Origin of the sequence: Vibrio sp. V31_P5A7T61, assembly GCF_009904895.1 — a bacterium.
In the GTDB taxonomy this organism is placed as follows: Bacteria; Pseudomonadota; Gammaproteobacteria; order Enterobacterales; family Vibrionaceae; genus Vibrio; species Vibrio metschnikovii.
Genome location: NZ_WXWI01000012.1, coordinates 102,476 through 117,085, shown reverse-complemented (window position 1 = coordinate 117,085; position 14,610 = coordinate 102,476). Strand labels below are relative to the sequence as shown.

The following is a 14,610-nucleotide window of genomic DNA, read 5'->3' as shown; positions in this document are numbered from 1 at the left end:
AAGGGTATATCATCATACGGATGTGACCGATTAGTTTTTACCGCGAGGTCACCCACTACCATGTCGTTTTTAAAAAATTTAGCCATTCGCAAAAAAATTGCGCTGGCGTTTAGTATTATTGCTGCCGTCAATATTATCTTTGGTGCATACCTTTACCGCTCTCTTAACTCTATTCAACACGATGTACTTAACCTGACCGACGATACCTTACCATCCATGATGATGGTCAATACCATTAAGTACAATATGTCCTCGGTACGTCGAGCGCAAATTGGTCTACTTTCTTCAACGGATAGCCACGAAATCGCCGAAGATATCCGCTGGATGGATGATCACTATCGCACTATTGATGCCGATTTAGCTCGTTATGAAAGCAGCATTTGGACCGATTATGAGCGCTCAATTTTTATGCCTGTCAAAAATTTATGGCAAGAGTATTTACGTGCTTTAAGTTCTTTTAATAACGATATTTTAAATAATAACATTACTGAAGCTCAGCGTGATTTACAAAATGCTTTACCAACGTTTGAGCGTCTAGAACTGGCGGTGGATGAGTTACTAAAACTTAACCTTTCCTATGTCGATAATAACCGTACTGAATTAACAGATTTAATTGGTACTATTAGTCAATTTTCTATTTCCAGTATTGTTGCCCTACTTGGCTTTATGGTCTTTATGACTTGGTTACTGGCGAATTTAATCTGTCGTCCTTTACAACAAGTAGTTACTCAAGCCAACGCGATTGCTGATGGTAACTTAGGCCATCAAATGGATCGCCAACAAATTGGTCAAGATGAGCTGGGCGAACTGGCTGATGCTTGCACCACCATGCAAAATAATTTACGTGTGATGGTCGAAGAAATCGTTGCCGGCGCAACACAATTAACTCAAGCGGTTGATGAAGTCAGCGCGGTATCGGAGCAAACTTCACAAGGTATGCGCGAGCAGCAAGAAGAAGTGATGCAAATTGCTACTGCAATGACAGAAATGAAATCCACAGTCGCAGAAGTCGCACGTAATACCGAAGTGGCTTCAGATTCTGCCCGTGACAGTAATCAACAAGCCATCACTGGCGCACAACAAATGAATGCAGTCGCTAACTCTATTATCCAAGTGACACAAGAGATTTCTCAAGCAGAGCAACGCGTGCTAGAGCTAGAAGATCAAGCGCAACAAATTAATATGGTCGTCGATGTGATCAGCAATATTGCTGACCAAACCAATTTGCTTGCTCTCAATGCCGCAATTGAAGCCGCGCGAGCTGGTGAACAAGGTCGTGGCTTTGCCGTAGTTGCCGATGAAGTGCGAGCCCTTGCAGGGAAAACTCAGCAATCAACGGGTGACATTGTGGCTATTATCCAGAACTTACAAAGTTGCGCAGCAAAAGCACGTCAAGCAACAGCACAAAGCAGCGAGTTAATGGGCCAATGTGTCAATCAAAGTCATCAGACTCAAGAAGCCATTGAACAAATCAGCACCCAAAGTGCGCAAATTGCTGATATGACGATTCAAATTGCGAGCGCTTGTGGTGAGCAAGATTCCGTCAGTGAAGAACTGAGCCGCAACATTGAACGGATTAATGAGTCAGCGAAACAAGTCGCGCAAGGTTCATCGAGTGCTGCTCAAGCCTGCGTTGAACTCAGTCAACTCGCCGCTCAATTACAAAGCACGGTCAATCGCTTTCGGGTATAAAGCGATGCAGGTTAACCGAGGAAAGTCCTTGGGTATTGAATAAAGAAAATGGCGAGCTTTTATGCTCGCCATTTTTTTATCTATTTCTCATGATGATTTAACTGATATCACCATCATTAAGGCGCCATGTCAACTTCAACTGGCAGATAATGCTTGGACTCTAAATGTAGCCATTCAGGGAGTACGGTACCGATGGAAATGGATGACCACGTGCCAGAAATAATCCCGATAAACATGGCAATAGCAAAGCCTTGTAATGGCTCGCCGCCCATTAACCAAAGAGCAGACACTGTCATTAATGAGGTACCTGAAGTCACCATCGTCCGAGAAAAGGTTGCGATCACCGCTTGATCATTGATCTCTGCCAGCGGTGCTTTGGGTTTAGCAACCAGCAATTCACGAATACGATCGGAAATAATGATCGAGTCATTCAGTGAGTATCCTAAGATTGCTAAGGTGGCGGCAAAAACAGTTAAATTAAACTCCATTTGCGTCACCGCAAAAAAGCCGAGCACTAAGATCACATCATGCAATAGCGCCAGTAAGGCACCACTCGCCAACCGCCACTCAAAACGAAACGAAAGGTAGCCTAATATACATAAGATACAAATCAATAATGCTAAGCCACCTTGATCGATCAATTCTTCACCAACTTGTGAGCCGACCATGCTATTACTCACCACTTCAATCTGAGATGAAATGGTGTTCAGTAACGTCTCTATTTCTGGAGCACTTTGCTGCTCTTCTACTAACGGGTAACGAATGACCCAGCGCCCTTCCTCACCAGACTGAATCACACTGGTAGAATCGCCCATCTCCGGCTTGAGAGTATTTAAGACTTGATCATGGGTTAATGATTTATCCACTCTGACTTCGGTTACCATTCCGCCAGTGAAATCCAGTCCCATATTAAGACCACGAATCGCAAAAGCCGCTAATGCCAACAGGGTTAAAGCAATCGAAACGATATTGGTAATGTGTCGAATACGTCGAATATGTTGTTTTAGATAAGTCACCATCGTTATATCCTCACATCTCGGCGACTATCACGTCCCCAAATCAAATTAATTAATGCCCGTGATGCAAATACACCGGTAAACATACTGGTGATCAAGCCTAATCCCAGCGTTAATGCAAAACCTTGAATCGGTCCATTACCAATCGAATACAAAACAATCGCAGTAATCATCGTAGTCACATTGGCATCCAAAATGGTGCTAAACGCACTGCTAAAACCTTTATCAATCGCTTGAGCAAAACTACGCCCTTCATTTAACTTATCGCGAATTCGCTCAAAGATAAGCACGTTGGTATCCACCGCCATACCGACCGTCAACACCAAACCAGCAATCCCCGGTAAGGTTAATACCGCTCCCGGCAATAACGCAATTAAACCAAACAAACACACCATGTTGATCAACAAAGCAGCGTTCGCTACCCAACCTAAACGGCGATACCATAACGCCATAAAGGTTAACGTTAATGCCATCCCTAACGCCAAGGCCGCAAAACCATTTTCAATATTTTCAGCACCGAGCGATGCACCGATGGTTCTTTCTTCGACGATAGTCACTGGAGCAGTGAGTGATCCGGCTCTTAACAACAATGCCAGTTGTTGAGCATCTTGATTCGAACCTGCGCCGGTAATTCTAAACTGGCTCCCCAATTGCGATTGAATCGTCGCCACACTGATCACGCGTTCGCTGCGTTCCGTCTCTCCATTAGCATTGGTTTTGTACTCTCGATACACGGTCGCCATGGGTTTGCCAATGTGCTTGGCCGAGAAGTCACTCATTACTTTGCCACCTGCGTGGTCAAGCGAGATATTGACTTCAGAAAGGCCCATTTTGTCCATACCCGCGCGAGCATTAACAATATGATCACCCGTTAAAACTGGACGTTTATGCAAGATCACTAACTGACCATTATTGTCTTTCAGTTGTAAATCATCACGACCAGCTATACCGCTGGTATTGACTTCATAAAACGCTAAGCTTGCCGTTGCACCAATGACGTTTTTCGCTTGCGCAGGGTCTTGCACCCCAGGTAGCTCAATACGAATACTATGTTCACCCTGACGCTGAACTAAAGCTTCGGTAATGCCAAGTTCTTCAATACGATCTCGCATGATTTTCAAGTTTTGCTGGATGGTCGCTGATTGAAAATCCAACTTATTTTGCTTACTGGGTTGCACTGTCAGTTGATCAGAAGACGACTTCACCTCCCAGCCTTGATAATTTTCTTTGACAAACTGACTGATTTTATTGAGTGAAACTCGTGAGTTGACGGTGACTAAAAAGCCATCATTACCTTCATGCTCAATTCTCACACCGCGAATGTGTTGATTAACGAGCATCTCTTTTATTTCATCAGTAATGCCATCTCGTTGCTCTTGAAACGCCTTATCGACATCGACATTAAGCAAAAACTGTACGCCACCGCGTAAATCCAAACCGAACTTAATTGGAGTAAATCCCATTTGTGTGAACCAAGGTGGAGCGACTGAAACGTAAGAAAAAGTTAAACTTTCTCCTTCTTGCACGAGATTATCTAAAAGTTTACGCGCTTGAGTTTGCTCTGTTTCGGTTTTAAAAACCAACGTGGTGTGGTTATTTTCCTGACGGATTTCTTGTGCATTAATTCCCTGCTTTTGCAGCAGTTGATTAACGGTTACCACATTATTTAAAGGGCTGTCTTTTTGATTAGACTCAATTTGAATTGATGGTTGTTCACCATACCAAGTAGGAATAGCACTTAAACCAAGTAAGACAACGGTTATAACCAATACCACGTATTTCCATGTCGCATAGCGATTCATAATACGCGCTGGCGTTTTAGCGGTTTTTCTCTGCATAACTCTCTCCTCGGGCATGGCCGAGTTAAAAAACTAAAATTGTGACATTGTCACGTAAAAGTGAGATTAAGCAGAAAGGAAATGGCTATTTAACGCCACATACATGGCGTTGGTCTCTTTCCAACCGGAAAGACGATGTGAGGCATGAAAATGCTGATAGGGAATGGAAATCCAAGTTTGAGCGGCATAGCTGTCTACATCGATAGAACGAGGCAGGCTGTCATTTCCTTCAAGATGAGGAAAATCAAAACCATTATCGAGAGGTAAGTTGATCTCGGTGAGCTGCAAGCGAGGCGGATTAAGAATCGCTTGAACCATATTTTTCGCCAACGTGTCGCTGGTTGGCACCGAGTCGACATCGATCGGACTCTCTTGAGAATCAAACTCAAATGGATTTTGTACGCTATGTGAAGCTGCATCCCAAACAGAATGGTTGAGAGTAATACTTGAGGTAGGGTAATTTTCCGAGCACGCCAATGCCTGCGAAGGTAATAACAACGCAAGAAAAGCTAGCCAGAAAAAATACGTTATACGTTCAAGCATGATCAATTCATTCTTAATAAGACAGCTCAGTGTAGAACTGAGCGAAGTGTGACTCAAGTAAAATTTTTGTCAAAGATAACTAATGCGTTTATCGCTAATCGTAAGCCATGCCTAATATCTTAATCATTATTGATAAAAAATCGCCCCAGTTTGTGCATTAAGATAAATTTTATTCGCTTGGTTTAAACCACCACAATAGACAAAATAAACGTCCTCAGACTGATAACGAACGGAGCGAACCCAACCTCCTAACTCTTTAAAATCACCCGGAACACAGGTTTTATCAGTCAGTAGCTGATCCGTGGTTTGAATAAATAGGGTTTTAAATACCTCTAAATCATCTGAATTCATAATATAACTCAGTACGGTTTCACGCCGCTCCTCTGGGGTGATCACGGGCGGTTCGACCACCAATCCATCCAACGGAATCCATTCCGCCACTTCAGGGCCCCCTTCTTCATAGACGTAAAAAGGCGTTAATCTTCCCCAGCCCTCTTGTTTTTCATACAAAAATACCGGTTCACCACGATAAAGTAACCGATGGACAAATCCATCTCTATCAGGTTGCTCGCGCACACCAAGCGTAGGTTCATTGACGTAATAGTCCATGATCTCTGGCATAACAAAAGCAGGATCACTTGGCTCATGATCTTCAGATATTGGTATTTCAGGCGTCAAACGTTGATTTAAAGCCTCTAATCGTTCTTGCTCTGGCTTGTAATAAAATAGGTAATAGCCAGCACCCGCACACGCTAAACCAAAAATGAGAAGCAGCAGCATAAGTACTTTCTTCATAATCGTTAACTCCTCATTCTCTCTTTTACTAAAGGTTTTCTTGTTAGCCAATACTCAGTTTACATTGTAAATTTTCATTTTTCCTGATTACCGCATATGCACCAATGTTGAGCGAGCGCACGAACTCAACATATTGGAAGTAATCTCTCGCTTTAAAGGTCTATAATCATGGCTTAATAATCATTATAAGTTAATCATGTCATCGTCACAGGCTAAATATCTCACTCAATTTTTGATTGTATTGTGCACACTCGGGTGTGTACCTTTTCTCTATTTCGCTCACGAGCTTGCAAAGCTCGATCATCACACTGCACAACTCCCTAACGCAGAATCAACCATCGCGGTCGATACCTCGCAATTTACGGTTTTAAATCATCATGGCGACGCCGTTCTTCATTTATCATCGGCATCCACACACGACGCCAATGATCCTATTGCCGATTTACCGCAACAATCGCCAGCCCTCTGGCAATCGATTCAACAGCAAGCTCAGGGCTTATTGCTTTATCAAGGCCGTCACTATCATTTTATGCAACTATCACTGCCAGAGACGGAGATAACAGAGACAAGCTTATTGATTTTTAACAGCCATGATCCACAAACCGTCGAGCAACAACGCACCGCGAAACGTCACGATCTACTCGTGCAAGCCATCAGCGTCTTCTTGCTGCTTAGTCTGGTGGCTGGAAGCGGTGTGGTTTGGAATATCACTCACCAGAAAAATAGCCTTGAAAGTAAATTAGCTTTAGCGGCGATGAACGGTATGTCTGCGATTGTGATTACTGACAGACAAAACCGGATCATTAAAGTCAATCAAGAGTTTACCCGTTTAAGTGGCTACCGTTTAGAAGAAGTGCAAGGCAAGCAGCCGTCGATATTTGCTTCAGGCAAACACAATCAACAATTTTATGTTGATATGTGGAAATCGCTACAAGAAGACGGCTTTTGGGAAGGTGAAGTGATCAATAAGCGCAAAGATGGTTCACAGCTAACAGAAATCCTCCGAATTCAAACCATTTTGGATGATCAAGAGGTCATTCAATACTACGTTGCTTCATTTGTCGATATCACTCAACACAAAGCGTTAGAAAATAAACTGCGTGAACAAAGTGAGAAAGATGCTTTAACGGGGATTTGGAATCGTCGTAAATTTGACCAACAAATTCGCCTTGAATGTCATCGTGTTAAACGTTATCCAGAGCACGAGCACTCTTGTCTCGCCATTTTAGATATTGATCACTTTAAACGAATTAATGATCAGTTTGGCCATAGTCATGGCGATTATGTTATTCAATCTGTCGCTGAAACGCTACGTGATGGTCTGCGTGAATCGGATTTTTTAGCACGTATTGGTGGCGAGGAATTTGCGATAATTTTACCCCATACCCCTATCGAGGAAGCGCAAGCGGTGATTGAGCGATTACGGATCAAAGTGTATCAACTTCACGCCCAAAATGTTTCGATTAGCGCTGGGATCAGTGACATCATGGGGTCGGAGCAAGAGACTTATCAACGAGCAGATAAAGCCCTGTATGAATCGAAAGCCACGGGGCGCAATCAAGTTTCCATATTACTCAGTCAAGAAATGGCAAACTAAGTATATGATCACTCAGCCTCTCACCCATTTAGTGCACATGCACGATACTGGTGCAAAAACAAGCAGCATGAACCGACTTCTTGTCGTGCTGGGGCGTTAATAATGACGTTTTTTACTCTGTGAACCGGCTCGAAAGCCATACGACGAGGACGGAAATCAACCAATTAGTGACTGTTTGTCTACGAGCCATTTGCATGATCGTTGCACAACTATAGCCTAGCCTGAATAGAGCCAACGATAGTGAATGCATAGTAACGTTACTTGATGTGAACAAGAATGCCGTCACGTCAAGCGGCCAAGAGAATATGACTAGCGTTTCACTATTTTGGCCCAATATTTGTACTATTCTGTATACAATCGTCGATTGCACAATAATAGGGAGACAAAAGATGCAAGATACCTTAACCGTCGTTTTAGCTGGAGGAATGGGTTCACGCTTATCTCCCCTGACCGATGACAGAGCAAAACCCGCCGTTCCGTTTGGAGGTAAATATCGCATTATTGATTTTACTCTCACCAATTGCTTACATTCGGGTCTACGGCGTATTTTGGTACTCACGCAATATAAATCCCACTCCTTACAAAAACATTTACGCGATGGTTGGTCGATTTTCAATCCAGAATTGGGGGAATTTATTACCGTCGTCCCTCCTCAGATGCGTAAAGGTGGCAAATGGTACGAAGGCACGGCCGATGCACTGTTCCATAATATGTGGTTGTTATCGCGCAGTGATGCAAAGTATGTTGTCGTGCTCTCTGGTGATCATATTTATCGTATGGACTACGCCGCGATGCTGGAAGAACATATTGAAAATCAAGCAGAATTGACGATTGCCTGCATGGAAGTCTCTCGCCAAGATGCCTCCGCATTTGGTGTTATGGCGATTGATGAAGCGCAACGAATTTGTTCTTTTGTAGAAAAACCAAACGACCCACCTACTCTGCCCAATAATCCCGATCGCAGTTTGGCATCAATGGGCATCTATATTTTTACTATGGAAACACTAAGACAAGCACTGTTTGAAGACGCAGAGCTTGAGCACTCAAGCCACGATTTTGGTAAAGATATTATCCCCAAACTGATTCCCTCGGGTCGCGTGTTTGCTTATCAATTTGCCAATGAAAAAGGGCGAGTTGCCAAAGACTGTTACTGGCGGGATGTCGGTACCATTGATTCGTTTTATGAAGCCAATATGGATCTGCTTGAGCCTGTCCCGCCAATGAATCTTTATCAGAAAAACTGGGCGATCCGCACTTATGAGCCTCAACTGCCTCCTGCGCGTACCGTCTCGTCAGCCACGGGTAATGAAGGCATTTTTATTAACTCGATCATTGCCAATGGCGTCATCAATTCCGGCGGTTCGGTACAACACTCTATTGTCTCATCCAGCGTCAGAATCAATGATGGGGCAACGATTGTCGATAGTATTCTCTTTGATGATGTGGAAGTCGGCGAAGGCTGCCAGTTAGTCGGATGTATTATCGATAAACACGTCAAAATTCCGCCTTATACCAAAATTGGTGTCGATCGCGCGGCTGATTTACAACGCTTTACGTTATCGGAAAAAGGCATCGTTGTCGTGCCGGAAAGTTACCAGTTTTAAAGCCTCGACTGTGAATCGTTAAGCATAGAAAAGACCGCCATGTATCGGCGGTCTTGTTACCGTTAAGGAGTCATGCTAATCCTTATGGGCAAGCCACTTCATCCCAAAACCAATTAGTTTGAGTCGGTGATTCCCAAGGTCCTGGGTTATTTTTAGCAATAAAACACTTTCCGTTATACGTCACTGTCGTGCCATTAGCGACTTGGCTAACACCGGGTTGCCATTGCACAACGTCTCCAGGGGTGCCACCACCATTGCCCGGATCTTCACCATTACCACCGCCATTACCATCAGAAAGGTCGGCCAACGGTAAGTCTGGTTGCTCAGCTTTAAAAGCGTACTCTCTGCCATTAATGTTAACGCTGTAGTTCGCTGGCCCAGAAATCGGTAAGTAATACACCATATCCAGTTCATAGCTCTCTCCCGCCGGTAATACTTTCCATGCTGGTAATGAGAAGGCGACACGATGCATCGTCCCATCGAACCCTCCAATATTATTACTTCGCGTATGGCCTGAAGCAATAACGGCTAAGCCAGCACCAGATTGATCTTTCGCGTTATCCGGTGTAGAAACAGGGATATCAAACTGGAACTGCGTTCCTCCAGGAAGGTCAACCCCAGTATGGTTAGTAAAGGTCAAACGAGGGTTAATCGGATAGTTTTGATCGCCGACTTTGAAGCCATCGATGGTGACTCGAATATCCACCACTTGGTCAGGGATTGCGCCAGTTGCCAATCGATTACCATAAGGGGAAGCGGATTTGAACTTTTCATACATGGCTTTGGTCATGGTATTACCCATGTGGTACTCACCATTACCGCTAGCACAAGCTTGCTCTGTCCAATCAATTTGTCCACGCTGACCATTGGCATCGAGTACGTAGCAGTTATAGTCTCCGGCTAATTCCCAGAACATAATACCGCCGATTTCTTTATCAATAACGTAGTCCGCTTTAATATCAATCGATTGTTTATCTTCGGTAGAAAGGAAGACTCGTTTTTCCGCGTTCCATAACCAAGGGGCAATCGCAACACTATCAAAATGACGCTGGTATTGGCCTACCCACGGTGTACTTTCAGGATGCAATCCATAAGCGGCCAAATAGGATCCCCAAATGCCTTTTTCGAGGTTTTTGGCATGCCACATTGGGTTAGAACCTGCGCCCATTTCATTACCATTGGCATCCAAATCATGCCACATGTTATCCAAGCCGAGAGCGCCGTAGCCACAGTTATTCTTTTCTCCTTCTCCAGTACCCGCTGGACACTCATTTTGATTCGGTAAAGGTGCTCGTCCCCAAAGGCCATTTTCACCTCCCGTCACCCCTTGCCATCCTCGCGTATAGTAAGGCACACCAATATTAATCCGTCCCGCTGGCATTGAGCCACGGAAATAATGGAAAGCCCAATCGGTGTTCAGATAGCCGATGCCACCATATTGTGCTGTCGTATAAACGCCCCATTGAGCAAGTTCAGAGTCTTTACCCGTGTCGTAAAGAGCCGCATTATGTCCAACATGATCATTCCAAGCACCATGTAAGTCATAAGTCATGATGTTGACATAATCGAGATACTTCGCCACTTCCATGGTTTCCATACCACGTAGTAAGTAGGCAGATGAAGGGGCGGCGATAGTCAACATATAGTGAATACCATCTTGCTCACTAGCGATATCTAATCGCTCACGCAGCACCCGCATTAATTCATGGTAAGAGCGCATGAGATAAGGACGACGTGATTCAGCGAAGGCTTTATCATCGGGATTACCGGCACCAGACATCGAGGTTGGGTATTCATAATCAATGTCTAAACCATCAAAACGGTATTGACGCATCATCTCTATTGCGGAATCAACAAAAGTAGAAATCGCCTGATGATTAATAGAACCATCAGCATTGGTCGTCATAGTGTAGAAACCACCATCGGCGATTCGCTCACCATTATCGGCAAAATGACCACCCGTTTCCGCCCATCCGCCAATCGAGATCAAGGTTTTGACATCATAACGTTCTTTATAGGTTGCTAACGCGCCAAAGTGACCTTTAAAGCCCAGTGTCGGATCAATATCAACCCCATCCCATTCTTTTCCAACCGCAGGGTTGTTGGGGTCATCAACATTACCGATGTTGACCTTGCCATCAGAGCCAATACCGACAAACGCGTAATTAATGTGGGTCAGGTTTTGCCACGGAATATCTTTCACTAAATAGGAGGTTTGAGGATCATCCCCCGCTCGCCAACTGGTGAAATAACCAATCACACGTCTTGGTTGACCACCTGCCATGATTTCACGTCCTTGCTCGTCGTAGACAGTACAATAAGGAACATTAACGCCTTCAGTTTGATACAAACCATCAGGACGACACGTATTGGCAATAGGCGCATGGGCGACGGTTAATGTTAATATCGAAGAGCTGGATAGCGCACCTTTATCATCCGTCACTTTAGCTTGGATGGCTAAATTTCCAGAACGGATGACTTCGTAATCAAAAATATATGGCGCTTGTGATACCGTTGCAACGCGTTGGCCGGAGATAAAAAATTCTACCTTAGCCACTTGACCATCGCTATCGTCGGCGTCCGCAGAAACTCTTACCGTATCACCCAACTCAGCCGTGTTAGTTGACAGCGTTATTTCAACCGTTGGCGGCTGATTATCATCGCCACCCGTATCACTATCTTCACCTGCGTTGCCAGTATTACAGCTACCAAGTAATTGCCACGGCGCATAATCACCGGAGAATTGGGCTGGGTTATTATTTTGTGTCCAATATTTCGCTTGATAGGCCACATGATCATGTTGAACTTGAGCACCACTAGTGTATACCGCACCAGACTGCCAATCTTCCAATCCATCACAGTTCACGGCGGCATAGCTGTTTAACGCCAGTAAACAGGAGACAGAAAGTGTGCTGAGTGTAAATACCCCTTTGGGTACTTTTACTTGCTTTAAGTGCATGTCTTTTTCCTTAAGTTATTGTTTCCAAATATTAAAGCAGACAGTCCTTACTCTGCATGCTTTAAATCTTTCGTGAAATAACTGTAGAACAGCCCACTTATTTAGCACCTAATAAAGTGTCAAAGTTAAGAATCACTCGCAAATGACCGCTTAAAGCCAGCAAGGTTTACATACTTATTTTGCATCAAGAGCTAACTTATTGAAGAAAGGCTATCTTTCAAGGTTGGTGCATGATAGGCAATGACGACGATTCAATACTGCGTAGCAAATCGATAAACAATAAGCTCACAATGGCGATGATTAAACTTTCGCTAGAGCACCTCGAGGAGTGTGATTAAAATGGCGTTTATACTCTCGGCTAAATTGTGAAGGACTGCTATAGCCAACCAGCCGCGCAGCATCATTAACCCGCTTACCCTCGATTTGAATTAACTCTTTGGCTTTATTTAAACGGACTTTTTTAAGATACTGCAAGGGTGATTCCATGGTGACGCCACGAAAGGCTTGATGAAAAGCCGAGACACTCATGTTCGCTTCTTCGGCTAACGTATTAACTGTTAAAGATGTGGCATAATCACGATGCACTTTACTCAGCGCTTTCGCTATTCGGGCATAGTGTCCTTCGTGATGAGCCAGTTCAAACAGCACGTGTCCCTCTGAGCTGGTCAGAGCTCGAAAAGCCATCTCTTCAAGCAAAGATCCGCCTAATAACTCAGCCTCTAATCCATCAATTAAAGCATTCATCAGCCTTTTACAGCTATTAAGCATGGTATGATTCATCTGTACCGATTTCAGGCCACAAGGATTATTCGCATCAACTGGCGGTTTAAAACCGTTTTCCTCTAAGGCGGCAACCTGCTTGAGCAATAGTGAATGATCAATATCAATGGTTAACCCTAATAATGGTTGATTCTGTTTAGCTACCGCTTCACATTCAAGTGGCATCGGCACACCAACCACCAGATAATCATTCGGTCCGTAATCAACGGCGTTAGCGCCTAAATGAATGCGTTTCTGCCCTTGACCCAAAATCACAATCCCAGACTGATAGATAAACGGCTGACGCGAGTTACCTTGACTGCTGCGATAAAACCACACTCCAGGGATCGCAGTATCAGTGCAGCCCTCAAGGTGATGTAGCGCATATTTATCAACATAGTTTTGCATCAATTGCGCCAGATCTGGCTTTTCTTCCGTTTGATTGACCATTCTGTTCACACCATTATTTATTGTAGAAATAGGCAATAAATTTACAGGAATCACTCTATTGCCACCACAATTATTCTACTATTATGCATCTTGCAATGTATCAACCCAACTCTTGACTCCGCCAAAAACGAAGCCCATAGCAGCGAATACTGCGTCTTTAATAAAGGCCAAACGGTGGTCATATTCCTAATAAGAGGTACGAGTAATGCAATTTACCTATGTCAATCCGACTCAGATTTATTTCGGTCAGCAGCAGATCGCGGCAATTACCCAAGCGATTCCACGTCAGCATAAGGTTCTGGTCATCTACGGTGGTGGCTCAATTAAACACAATGGCGTTTATCAGCAAGTGGTCGATGCCCTACAAGAACATACTTGGCTGGAATTTTCCGGTGTCGAGCCAAACCCAACCAAAGAAACCCTTGATAAAGCCGTTGCTATCGTTAAACAGCAAGCGATTGATTTTATTCTTGCCGTTGGTGGGGGTTCAGTGATTGACGGTTCAAAATACGTCGCAGCCGCCGCTAAATACTCAGGCGATGGTTGGGATATCATGTTAGGTAAACATCATGTCACCGATGCAACACCAATTGGTGCGATTCTCACCTTGCCAGCCACTGGCTCTGAATCAAACTCTGGTGCGGTGATCACCAAAGCAGCAACTCAAGATAAACTCTCGTTCTTATCACCATACGTGCAACCTAAATTTGCCGTGATGGACCCCGACGTCATGAAAACACTACCGGAGCGTCAACTCGTCAATGGTTTAGTCGATGCTTGGGTACATATTTGCGAACAGTATCTCACCTATCCAACCCAAGCGATGGTCCAAGATGGCTACGCTGAAGCCCTATTGAAAAATCTCTTGGTGTTGGGCAAAGATTTTGCGCAAAGAGATAACGACGCTTGGCGTGCGAATTTGATGTGGACGGCAAACCAAGCACTGAATGGATTAATTGGCAGTGGTGTTCCCCAAGATTGGGCAACACACATGATTGGCCATGAACTGACTGCATTATGGCAGGTTGATCATGCTCGCTCACTGGCCATTGTCCAACCAGCACTATTGCGCAACCAATTAGCGGCTAAGAAAGCGAAGTTGGAACAAATGGGGCAACGCGTATTTAACTTAGCGCCGAGTGAAGATTTAGCCTTACGGACTATTGATGCGATTGAAGCGTTTTATCATCAGTTGAATGTCGATACTCAATTCTCTGCGCCCGATATGACCGCAGAGCAAGCTGTCGATAAGGTGATTGAACAACTGGAAGCGCATGGAATGGTGGCTTTGGGTGAACATCAAGCGATCACTCTTGAGCAATCGCGCGATATTCTTACGCAAGCCTTTATTTAATCA

10 protein-coding genes are annotated in these 14,610 nt (G+C 44.2%); 4 read left to right on the top strand and 6 right to left on the bottom strand.

The genetic code is table 11. The features are described 5' to 3' along the window. The first annotated feature begins 60 nt into the window (after positions 1 to 60). Positions 61 to 1,692 (top strand): methyl-accepting chemotaxis protein, encoded by a 1,632-nt coding sequence (locus CAG58_RS01615; protein WP_161429864.1) that lies wholly within the window; start codon positions 61 to 63, stop codon positions 1,690 to 1,692. A 116-nt stretch (positions 1,693 to 1,808) separates the two neighbouring features. On the opposite strand, the gene secF is transcribed toward CAG58_RS01615, so the two are convergent. The 4 genes from secF to CAG58_RS01595 form a co-directional block, all read right to left on the bottom strand. After that, positions 1,809 to 2,711, bottom strand: a complete 903-nt coding sequence (gene secF / locus CAG58_RS01610; RefSeq protein WP_161426121.1) for a protein translocase subunit SecF — start codon at positions 2,709 to 2,711, stop codon at positions 1,809 to 1,811. A gap of 2 nt (positions 2,712 to 2,713) precedes the next feature. Further along, on the bottom strand, positions 2,714 to 4,546 hold the full coding sequence (secD, locus tag CAG58_RS01605; RefSeq protein WP_161426122.1) for a protein translocase subunit SecD: 1,833 nt from the start codon (positions 4,544 to 4,546) through the stop codon (positions 2,714 to 2,716). Positions 4,547 to 4,612: 66 nt separating this feature from the next. Beyond that, on the bottom strand, positions 4,613 to 5,089 hold the full coding sequence (locus CAG58_RS01600) for a hypothetical protein (RefSeq protein WP_161426123.1): 477 nt from the start codon (positions 5,087 to 5,089) through the stop codon (positions 4,613 to 4,615). Positions 5,090 to 5,215: 126 nt separating this feature from the next. Then, positions 5,216 to 5,884 (bottom strand): hypothetical protein, encoded by a 669-nt coding sequence (locus CAG58_RS01595; RefSeq protein WP_161429866.1) that lies wholly within the window; start codon positions 5,882 to 5,884, stop codon positions 5,216 to 5,218. Between the two features lie 196 nt (positions 5,885 to 6,080). On the opposite strand from CAG58_RS01595, the gene CAG58_RS01590 reads away from it, so the two are divergent. Beyond that, complete coding sequence (locus tag CAG58_RS01590; RefSeq protein ID WP_161425634.1) at positions 6,081 to 7,481, top strand: sensor domain-containing diguanylate cyclase; 1,401 nt, start codon at positions 6,081 to 6,083, stop codon at positions 7,479 to 7,481. A gap of 389 nt (positions 7,482 to 7,870) precedes the next feature. Continuing rightward, positions 7,871 to 9,085: a glucose-1-phosphate adenylyltransferase gene (gene glgC, locus CAG58_RS01585; RefSeq protein ID WP_161425635.1), complete on the top strand. Its 1,215-nt coding sequence runs from the start codon at positions 7,871 to 7,873 to the stop codon at positions 9,083 to 9,085. A gap of 82 nt (positions 9,086 to 9,167) precedes the next feature. Here glgC and CAG58_RS01580 read toward each other — a convergent pair whose 3' ends face one another. After that, a complete protein-coding gene (locus CAG58_RS01580) occupies positions 9,168 to 12,044 on the bottom strand; it encodes a chitinase C-terminal domain-containing protein (RefSeq protein ID WP_161425636.1) in 2,877 nt (958 codons plus the stop codon). A gap of 300 nt (positions 12,045 to 12,344) precedes the next feature. Beyond that, complete coding sequence (locus tag CAG58_RS01575) at positions 12,345 to 13,253, bottom strand: AraC family transcriptional regulator (protein WP_158137242.1); 909 nt, start codon at positions 13,251 to 13,253, stop codon at positions 12,345 to 12,347. Positions 13,254 to 13,458: 205 nt separating this feature from the next. Here CAG58_RS01575 and CAG58_RS01570 point away from each other — a divergent pair, with 205 nt between their 5' ends. Then, entirely contained in the window at positions 13,459 to 14,607 is a 1,149-nt protein-coding gene (locus CAG58_RS01570; RefSeq protein WP_004396664.1) for an iron-containing alcohol dehydrogenase, read from the top strand. Positions 14,608 to 14,610 lie beyond the last annotated feature (3 nt).

Excerpts from the sequence above, each read along its gene's own strand:
- CAG58_RS01575 (WP_158137242.1), bottom strand. The coding sequence starts at position 13,253 with ATGGTCAATCAAACGGAAGAAAAGCCAGATCTGGCGCAATTGATGCAA.
- CAG58_RS01615 (WP_161429864.1), top strand. The coding sequence starts at position 61 with ATGTCGTTTTTAAAAAATTTAGCCATTCGCAAAAAAATTGCGCTGGCG.
- glgC (WP_161425635.1), top strand. The coding sequence starts at position 7,871 with ATGCAAGATACCTTAACCGTCGTTTTAGCTGGAGGAATGGGTTCACGC.
- CAG58_RS01595 (WP_161429866.1), bottom strand. The coding sequence starts at position 5,884 with ATGAAGAAAGTACTTATGCTGCTGCTTCTCATTTTTGGTTTAGCGTGT.
- secD (WP_161426122.1), bottom strand. The coding sequence starts at position 4,546 with ATGCAGAGAAAAACCGCTAAAACGCCAGCGCGTATTATGAATCGCTAT.
- secF (WP_161426121.1), bottom strand. The coding sequence starts at position 2,711 with ATGGTGACTTATCTAAAACAACATATTCGACGTATTCGACACATTACC.
- CAG58_RS01570 (WP_004396664.1), top strand. The coding sequence starts at position 13,459 with ATGCAATTTACCTATGTCAATCCGACTCAGATTTATTTCGGTCAGCAG.
- CAG58_RS01590 (WP_161425634.1), top strand. The coding sequence starts at position 6,081 with ATGTCATCGTCACAGGCTAAATATCTCACTCAATTTTTGATTGTATTG.
- CAG58_RS01580 (WP_161425636.1), bottom strand. The coding sequence starts at position 12,044 with ATGCACTTAAAGCAAGTAAAAGTACCCAAAGGGGTATTTACACTCAGC.
- CAG58_RS01600 (WP_161426123.1), bottom strand. The coding sequence starts at position 5,089 with ATGCTTGAACGTATAACGTATTTTTTCTGGCTAGCTTTTCTTGCGTTG.